General features: G+C 63.6%; 8 protein-coding genes. 4 read left to right on the top strand and 4 right to left on the bottom strand.

Going from position 1 to position 7,910, the window contains the following annotated elements; translation table 11 throughout:
* Positions 1-701 (top strand): xanthine dehydrogenase accessory protein XdhC (gene xdhC, locus E5W70_RS29335; RefSeq protein WP_292664786.1); only part of this gene is annotated, 701 nt, incomplete at its 5' end.
* A gap of 9 nt (positions 702-710) precedes the next feature.
* On the opposite strand, the gene dps is transcribed toward xdhC, so the two are convergent.
* From dps to E5W70_RS29355, 4 genes are all read right to left on the bottom strand, one after another.
* On the bottom strand, positions 711-1,199 hold the full coding sequence (dps, locus tag E5W70_RS29340) for a DNA starvation/stationary phase protection protein Dps (protein WP_292664787.1): 489 nt from the start codon (positions 1,197-1,199) through the stop codon (positions 711-713).
* Between the two features lie 147 nt (positions 1,200-1,346).
* Positions 1,347-2,600, bottom strand: a complete 1,254-nt coding sequence (locus E5W70_RS29345) for an LLM class flavin-dependent oxidoreductase (RefSeq protein ID WP_292664788.1) — start codon at positions 2,598-2,600, stop codon at positions 1,347-1,349.
* The gene (locus tag E5W70_RS29350) at positions 2,597-3,610 is read right to left on the bottom strand and encodes an LLM class flavin-dependent oxidoreductase (protein WP_292664789.1); all 1,014 of its coding nucleotides are present in this window, start codon (positions 3,608-3,610) and stop codon (positions 2,597-2,599) included. Before E5W70_RS29350 ends, E5W70_RS29345 begins: the two co-directional genes overlap by 4 nt.
* A gap of 75 nt (positions 3,611-3,685) precedes the next feature.
* Entirely contained in the window at positions 3,686-4,606 is a 921-nt protein-coding gene (locus E5W70_RS29355; RefSeq protein WP_292664790.1) for a LysR family transcriptional regulator, read from the bottom strand.
* Between the two features lie 139 nt (positions 4,607-4,745).
* On the opposite strand from E5W70_RS29355, the gene E5W70_RS29360 reads away from it, so the two are divergent.
* The 3 genes from E5W70_RS29360 to E5W70_RS29370 all read left to right on the top strand — a co-directional run bounded on the left by E5W70_RS29360 (position 4,746) and on the right by E5W70_RS29370 (position 7,851).
* Entirely contained in the window at positions 4,746-5,963 is a 1,218-nt protein-coding gene (locus E5W70_RS29360; protein ID WP_292664791.1) for a urate hydroxylase PuuD, read from the top strand.
* A complete protein-coding gene (guaD, locus tag E5W70_RS29365) occupies positions 5,960-7,273 on the top strand; it encodes a guanine deaminase (RefSeq protein WP_292664792.1) in 1,314 nt (437 codons plus the stop codon). The genes E5W70_RS29360 and guaD overlap by 4 nt, the downstream gene beginning before the upstream one ends.
* 74 nt (positions 7,274-7,347) lie before the next feature.
* Positions 7,348-7,851 (top strand): heme-degrading domain-containing protein, encoded by a 504-nt coding sequence (locus E5W70_RS29370; RefSeq protein ID WP_292664793.1) that lies wholly within the window; start codon positions 7,348-7,350, stop codon positions 7,849-7,851.
* Positions 7,852-7,910: the final 59 nt, after the last annotated feature.

Raw genomic sequence — 7,910 nt, forward strand, 5'->3', positions numbered from 1 at the left:
GCACCTTCTCCCCGTATAGTGACGGGGAGAAGGGGGCTGGCCGCAACGCTGTCGCCACGCTCGACATCGCGCTCGGGCCGGAGATCGGGCAGTGCTGCGGCGGCAGGGTCGAGCTGCTGATCCGGCTGGTCGACGCCGCGGTTGAGGCCAAGCTTGTTGCGGAGGCGGAGGCCGAGGAGGCGCAACTGCCGCATGTTTATATTTTCGGCGGCGGCCATGTCGGCCAGGCGCTGGCCTCCGCGGTGGCCTTGCTGCCGGTGCATGTCGTCGTTGTCGAGACGCGAGCCGAAGCGCTGGAAGGCATACCGGAAGCGGTAGAAACAAGCCTGACACCGATGCCTGAGGCGGTGGTTCGCAAGGCGCCGGCCGGCTCCGCCTTTGTCGTCCTGACCCACGACCACGCGCTGGATTTCCTGATCGTCGCCGAGGCGCTGAAACGCCGCGATGCCGCCTATGTCGGCATGATCGGTTCCAGAACCAAGAAGGCGACGTTCCGGAACTGGTTCCTTAAGTCGGCGGACGGAAGCGAGGCGGAATTTGACCGCCTCGTCTCGCCGATCGGCGGTGATGCAATCAAGGACAAGCGCCCGCAGGTGATCGCCGCGCTCGCCGCAGCCGAGATCATGACGGCGCTGGCCGCCCAAGCGATAGCACCGGCAGCTCCGTCCAAAGCCCGTCGCGGCAAGGCGATGGCCGGCTGACGTTTCCTTCTATTCCTTCTCCTGCGTGTGTGCTTCCAGGAACCACAGCAATTTGTCGAGCGAGCGTGAATAGGCGGTGAGGATGTCGGCGGTGTCGGCGTCGCCCGCACCCGCCGCTTCGTCGATTGCCGCGCGTGCCCGCTTGGCGGTTGCGGCATAGCGGTCGATCAGCGCCGCCAGATGATCTCGGGTCTTGTGAATGTCGGTCGGATAGGCCTCGAGCATAGTCGCCTTCGACACCTCCTGCGATGTGCCGAGCGCCGTGCCGCCGAGCTGTACGGCGCGCTCCGCAATGATGTCGACATGGCCGTCGATCTCCTCGCGGAACGTGTCGAGCATCTCATGGATGGCGATGAATTGCGGTCCCTTGACGTTCCAGTGCGCCTGCTTGGTGATCAGCGCCAGATCGATGGCGTCGGCGAGGCGGGCGTTGAGAAGATCGATACACTCTTTCTTGGCGTTGGGTTGCAGGTCGTTGCGGGTGGCGATGGCATCCATGATCGGCTCCTGTGGCGGTGCGTCCGCGTGGTTTTGAAGAGGGCGAAGTTTGTGGAAGGTCAATCCAACATGCGCGCAGACGCCCTCATCGCCGCGCGGCACAGCATCCCAAAACGGCGATCTCCGGCTTTCGTTCCGTTCGCCGTTTTACGCCGGCCTTTTCAAGCCCAGGTGGTCGCGCAACGTGCTGCCTTCATAATCCGTACGAAACAGCCCGCGCCGCTGCAGCTCCGGCACGACTAGTGTGGCAAAGGCATCGAGTTCGCCCGGAAAATAGGATGGCATGACGTTGAAACCGTCTGCCGCGCCGCCCTCGAAGCGTGCCTCGAGCTCGTCGGCGATCTGGGCCGGAGTTCCGACGACGCGCCAATGGCCGCGTGCACCGGCGAAATGGCGCGCAAGCTGCCGGATGGAGAGGTTGTCCCGGCGCGACTGCTCGATGACGAGCGCTTGCCGGCTCTGCATGCCTTCGCTGGCCGGCAGCTGCGGCAGCGGTCCGTCAATGGGATAGCGCGAGAGATCGGATATGCTGAGATAGCTGGAAAGCAGCGCGACGCCGACATCGTCCGGTATCAGCTCCTGCAGTTCATCATGTTTTGCCCGGGCTTCCGCTTCGCTTGCCGCGACGACCGGCGCCACGCCAGGCATGATCTTGATGTCGTCCGGCTTGCGCCCATGGGCCGCGAGTCGTCCCTTGAGGTCGTCGTAGAAGGCCTTCGCTTCCTCGAATGTCTGCGCCGCCGTAAAGACCACGTCGGCGGTCCGGGCGGCGAGGTCGCGACCCTCGTCCGACGCTCCCGCTTGCACCATGACCGGTGCACCTTGTGGCGAGCGCGGCAGATCGAGCGGGTCGCGCACCGAAAAACTTCTGTCTTCGTATCCACCCTGGCCTCGCCAAAGGCCGGCAACCACCGCAGCGAATTCGCGCGCGCGTTCGTAGCGGTCCGCATGTGGGCGCAGTCCGGTCGAGCCGAAATTGGCGGCCTCGATCTGGCTGGCCGAAGTGACGAGGTTCCAGCCGGCTCGGCCGCCGCTCAGATGGTCGAGCGACAGGAAGGTCCGCGCCAGCCCGTAAGGCTCGTTATAGCTCGTCGACGCCGTAGAGACGAGGCCGATGAGCTCCGTCTGGACGGCGAGCGCGGCAAGCAGGCTGATCGGCTCGAAGCCGATCGAGCGCGACGTTTGGCTGGCGATGTTGACATTGGCCTCGCGCACGCCGGCGGCGTCCTCGCAGAAGATCATGTCGAACTTGGCCGCTTCCGCCGTCCGCGCCAGCTGGATGTAATGGTCGATGTCGATGCCGGCCGTGACATGCGCCTGCGGATGGCGCCAGGCGGCGATGTGGTGGCCTGTCGCCCACAGGAAGGCGCCGAGCTTCATCTGGCCTCGACCGGCGTTCATTGCCGATCCTCCCCTGCAAGCCCGAGATGGGCGCGCAGTGTCGCCGCGCTGTAGCCGGACTGGACAAGGCCGCGGCGGCGAAGCTCCGGCAGCACGAGACCGATGAAATCGTCGAGCGCCGATGTGAACGGCATGGCGATGTTGAAACCGTCGCAGGCTTTCGAGCGAAAGCACTCTTCGAGCCTGTCCGCAAACAGGTCCGGCGCGGCGGTAATTGCGGCGCTGACGGTAACGTTCATCAGCACTTTCAACGCCTCCGGCCTGCGCCCGAAGGCAAGCGCACGGCGCTTCAGATCGCCAGCCTTCGCCGGCTCGATCGATGGCTCATCCAGCAGGACGACATCGGCGGTGCGGGCGGCGATAGCCATGGCGGGCTCGGACAGGCCGGACATGACCAGCACCGGCGTGTCCTGCGGCGACCGCGCCACGTTGAGCGGCCCGCGCACGGAAAAATATTCACCCTTGTGGTCGAGAAGGTGCATCTTCTCGGGATCGAAGAAGCGCCCGCCAAACTTGTCGAACAGCAGCGCGTCTGCGTCCCAGCCTTTCCACAACCCTTGCACGATGCCGATGAATTCCTCGGCGCGCAGGCGGAAATCGTCGCCGGAAAACCCTTCCGGTCGGCTGAAATTGGCCGCCTCGCGCGGGTCGGGCATCATGCTCGCGTTCCAACCGGCGCGGCCATGGCTGATAATATCGAGCGAAGCGAAACGGCGCGCGAGATTGTAGGGCTGGTGGGCTACCGTCGACGCTGCCGCGACGAGGCCGATCCTGCTTGTCACCGTAGCCAGCGCTGCCACCAAGGTCGTTGCTTCGAAGCGCATTTGCCGGTTCAGCCCGCCTGCAACCGGCGCGGAATCGCCGAGCAACACCATGTCCAGGCCGGCCGCTTCGGCTTCTTGCACAAACCGCGTCAGCTGACTGAAGTCCAGGCCGGCGTCGGGCGGATCGGAAGGGGCGGCTTCCGGAGACAGTGAAACGGCGAGACACATGGTGGCGCCGTTGGCCATCGCTTTTCCCTGTTGAGCGAGATTCCTTGGGAATTATCTCGTCGGCTGGACGGAAAGCAACCGGCCAGCCGGCGATCATTTGCCGGCCAGAATATCCCTGATCAGCCGCTGGCAGCGCTCGGCCATGAAATCGAGCAGCAGCCGCACCTTCGGATCCTGCAGCTTCTTGTGCGGGTAGACGGCGGCGAACTGCACCGGCGTCGGCGGCGTGTTGCTCAGGATCACCTTCAGCCGCTGGTCGCGGATAAACGGCTCGACCTCGAAGCGCGGCTTGTTGATGATGCCGCGGCCTGACAGCGCCCAGCCGGTCAGCACGTCGCCATCATCGGTATCGTAGGGGCCGTGCACCTCGAACTTTTGCGGCCCGTTCGGCGTCTGCAGCGTCCAGACATATTCGCGCGCGCCGGAATAGCGCAGCATCAGGCAATCGTGTTTCTTGCCAATCAACTCCTGCGGCTCGGTCGGCTCGCCGCGCACGTCCAGATATTGCGGGGCCGCTACCAGCACGCGCTCGCATTCCATGATGCCGCGCATCCTGAGGCTGGAATCCTCGATGATGCCCAGCCGGAACGCAACGTCGATGCCTTCCTTCATGATATCGACATTGTGATCGGAAAGCCGGAGCCGCACCTCGATATCTGGGTACCTGTCGTGGAAATCCGGGATGCCGGATGCTACCAGCCGCCGCCCGAGGCCGAGCGGCGCTGTCACCTTTATGGTGCCGCGCGGCTGGCCGGATAACGCGCTGACCGCCGCTTCCGCATCGGTGACCGCCTCCAGCACCTGCTTGGCGCCGGAGTAGAACACCGTGCCGTGCTCGGTCGGCATCAATTGCCGCGTAGTACGGTTGAACAGCCTGACGCCCAGGTGTTTCTCGAGCTCCTTGATCCGGTTGGAAGCGACCGCCGGCGAAATGCGCATGTCGCGCCCAGCCGCCGACAAATTGCCGAGCTCGACGACGCGGACAAAAACGGCGATATTATCGAGATAGGCCATGCGGCTTCCGTGGCTCTCATGTGGCTGCGTATGATCAGCCTAGTATTTTCCAATTTTTTTTGAAAGTCATCGTGCGTCTCGGCCCTTTCCGTTTGCGCTCCAGTCCGTAAAGTCAGTGGATCGGCAGGGACGATTTTTCATGATGGATTTCGCGATATTCTGGGATTGGCTGAGTTTCGCCGTGCGCTGGCTGCACGTCGTTACCGGCATCGCCTGGATTGGATCGTCCTTTTATTTCGTCGCGCTCGACCTCGGGCTGCGCCAGCGTCCGGGCATGCCTGCCGGAGCCTTCGGCGAGGAATGGCAGGTGCATGGTGGCGGCTTCTACCACGTGCAGAAATATCTGGTGGCGCCGGCCGAAATGCCCGAGCACCTGACCTGGTTCAAGTGGGAATCCTACGCCACCTGGCTGTCGGGCTTCGCCATGCTGTGCGTCGTCTACTATGCCGGGGCGGACCTGTTCCTGATCGATCCGAATGTCCTTGCCATATCGGTGCCTACAGGCATCTTGCTGTCGCTGGCAACGATTGGCCTCGGCTGGGTGGTCTACGATGTCTTGTGCCGTTCGCCGCTCGGCAACAGCGACACCGGCCTTATGCTGGTGCTCTACGGCGTGCTGGTGTTCATCGCCTGGGGACTGACCCACCTGTTTACCGGGCGCGCCGCCTTCCTGCATCTTGGCGCCATCACCGCGACGATCATGTCGGCCAACGTTTTCATGGTCATCATCCCCAACCAGAAGATCGTCGTCGCCGACCTGATCGCCGGCCGTAAGCCCGATCCGAAATACGGCAAGATCGCCAAGCAGCGCTCGCTGCACAACAATTACCTGACGCTGCCGGTTTTGTTCCTGATGCTGTCGAACCATTATCCGCTGGCGTTCGGCACAGAGTTCAACTGGGTCATCGCCTCGCTGGTGTTCATCATCGGCGTGCTGATCCGGCACTATTTCAACACCAGGCATGCGCGCAAAGGCAATCCGACCTGGACCTGGCTGGCGGCCGCCGTCCTGTTCGTCGTCATCATCTGGCTGTCGACGGTGCCGAAGCTGCTGACCGGCGAGGCGAAGGCGTCGTCGGCGGCCCAGGTCTATGTCGCCTCGGCGCACTTTCCTGCGGTGCGTGATACGGTGCTTGGCCGCTGTTCGATGTGCCACGCGGCGGAGCCGTCCTACGAGGGCATTTACCACGCGCCGAAGGGCGTGATGCTCGATACCGATGCCGGCATCGCCGAGCACGCCGGCGAGATTTACCTGCAGGCCGGACGCAGCCACGCCATGCCGCCCGCCAACGTCACCCAGATCACCGACAAGGAACGGGCGCTCCTGGTGGCATGGTTCGAAGGCGCAAGGAAATGACCAGCACGCTGCTGCGCGGCCGCACGCTGTCGTTTTTGCGCTGGCCCGAAACCATCGACGACCATTCCGCCTGGCGCTACGAGCAAGATGGCGGCTTGCTGCTCCGCGACGGCAGGATCGTTGCCGCGGGCGCCTATGCCGAGGTCGAGAAAAAGGCGGGCGAGGGGACTAAAAAAATCGACCACAGGCCGCATCTGCTGCTGCCCGGGTTCATCGATGCGCACGCGCATTTTCCGCAGATGCAGGTCATCGCTTCCTTCGGCGCCGAGCTGCTTGACTGGCTGAACACCTACACTTTTCCGGAAGAGACCAAATTCCAGAACGCTCAGCATGGCCGCCGTATCGCCAGGCTGTTCCTGGATGAAGTATTGCGTCACGGCACGACGACTGTCGCAGCCTATTGCTCGGTACACAAGGAATCTGCCGAAGCGTTCTTTGCCGAGTCGCACGACCGCAACATGCTCAACATCGCCGGCAAGGTGATGATGGACCGCAACGCCCCGGAAGGCGTGCTCGACACGCCGCAATCGGGCTATGACGACAGCAAGGCGTTGATCGAGGAATGGCACGGCAGGGGGCGCCAGCACTATGCCATCACGCCGCGCTTCGCCATCACCTCGTCGCCCGAGCAATTGGAGATGGCGGGCGCGCTGTGCCGCGAATATCCTGATCTGCATATGCAGACGCATCTGTCGGAAAACCACGCCGAGATCGCCTTCACGCAGCAGCTTCATCCGCAGGCGCGCGACTATACCGATGTCTATGAGCATTACGGGCTGCTCGGGCGCAGAAGCCTGTTCGGCCATTGCATCCATCTGTCGGAACGCGAAGCGGATGCGCTGTCCGATAGCGGCTCGGTGGCAGTGTTCTGCCCGACCTCCAACCTGTTTCTCGGCTCGGGCCTCTTCGATTATCAGCGCTATCGCCGCCGCGAGAAGCCGCTTCGCATCGCCGCCGCCACCGATGTCGGCGGTGGCACCAACTATTCGATGCTGCGCACCATGGACGAGGGCTACAAGGTGGTCGCGCTGAATGGCGAGAAGCTCAATCCGTTCCAGTCCTTCTGGCAGCTGACCCGCGGCAATGCCGAGGCGCTGTCGCTTGCGGAAAAGATCGGCACGTTGGAGGAAGGCAGCGACGCCGATATCGTCGTGCTCGACGCCCGCGCCACGCCGGCGATGCGGCTGCGGGTAGAGACGGCGGACACGCTCGCCGAGGAATTGTTTCTGCTGCAGACGCTCGGCGACGACCGCGCCGTGCGCGAGGTCTATGTCGCCGGCCGGGCGGCCAAGGCGGATATAGCGGTTTAGCCGTCGTATGCGGCCGGCTTGACCGGGCGGCAGCCATCCGGCAAAGCGTGCGGCGACGTTGATAGGGGAACGACATGGCTGTTGCGGACGACATCGCTCTGATCGAGAAACAGGAAGCCACGCTTGTCTTTTCGGCCTTCGATGAAGCCGTCGCTTTCGAGATCGGCTCGGCGATCCGCGATCGGGCTCTCAAGGAAAACCTGCCGATCATTGTCGATATCAGAACCTTCGACCGGCCGCTGTTCTATGCGGCAATGCCCGGCTCGAACGCTTCCAATCCGGACTGGGCGCGGCGCAAGATCAACGTCGTGCGGCGGTTCCTGAAAAGCACCTACCGCATGGTGCTGGAGCAGCAGCGCCCCGACCGCAGCTTCAAGCCTGGCGAGGGGCTGGACCTTGCCGACTACGTGCTGGCCGGTGGCGGCTTTCCCATCACTGTCAAGGGCGCCGGCGTCATCGGCGTGATCGCCGTCTCGGGCCTGCCGGAGCGTGAGGACCATGGCGTGGTCGTCGATACGCTGTGTGAGCATCTCCGCATCGACGCGCGCGAGCTGGCATTGCCGGCGGAAGCAAAATGACAAAGGTAGACCCCAAGCCCTTTCTCATTTCGATCTTCAACGCCGCCGTTGCCGCCGCC

Origin of the sequence: Mesorhizobium sp. (assembly GCF_005063415.1) — a bacterium.
Lineage (GTDB): Bacteria > Pseudomonadota > Alphaproteobacteria > Rhizobiales > Rhizobiaceae > Mesorhizobium.

What these genes read in the sequence shown, in the direction of transcription:
- dps (WP_292664787.1), bottom strand. Translation starts at nt 1,199, where the DNA reads ATGGATGCCATCGCCACCCGCAACGACCTGCAACCCAACGCCAAGAAA.
- E5W70_RS29345 (WP_292664788.1), bottom strand. Translation starts at nt 2,600, where the DNA reads ATGAACGCCGGTCGAGGCCAGATGAAGCTCGGCGCCTTCCTGTGGGCG.
- E5W70_RS29350 (WP_292664789.1), bottom strand. Translation starts at nt 3,610, where the DNA reads ATGGCCAACGGCGCCACCATGTGTCTCGCCGTTTCACTGTCTCCGGAA.
- E5W70_RS29355 (WP_292664790.1), bottom strand. Translation starts at nt 4,606, where the DNA reads ATGGCCTATCTCGATAATATCGCCGTTTTTGTCCGCGTCGTCGAGCTC.
- E5W70_RS29360 (WP_292664791.1), top strand. Translation starts at nt 4,746, where the DNA reads ATGATGGATTTCGCGATATTCTGGGATTGGCTGAGTTTCGCCGTGCGC.
- guaD (WP_292664792.1), top strand. Translation starts at nt 5,960, where the DNA reads ATGACCAGCACGCTGCTGCGCGGCCGCACGCTGTCGTTTTTGCGCTGG.
- E5W70_RS29370 (WP_292664793.1), top strand. Translation starts at nt 7,348, where the DNA reads ATGGCTGTTGCGGACGACATCGCTCTGATCGAGAAACAGGAAGCCACG.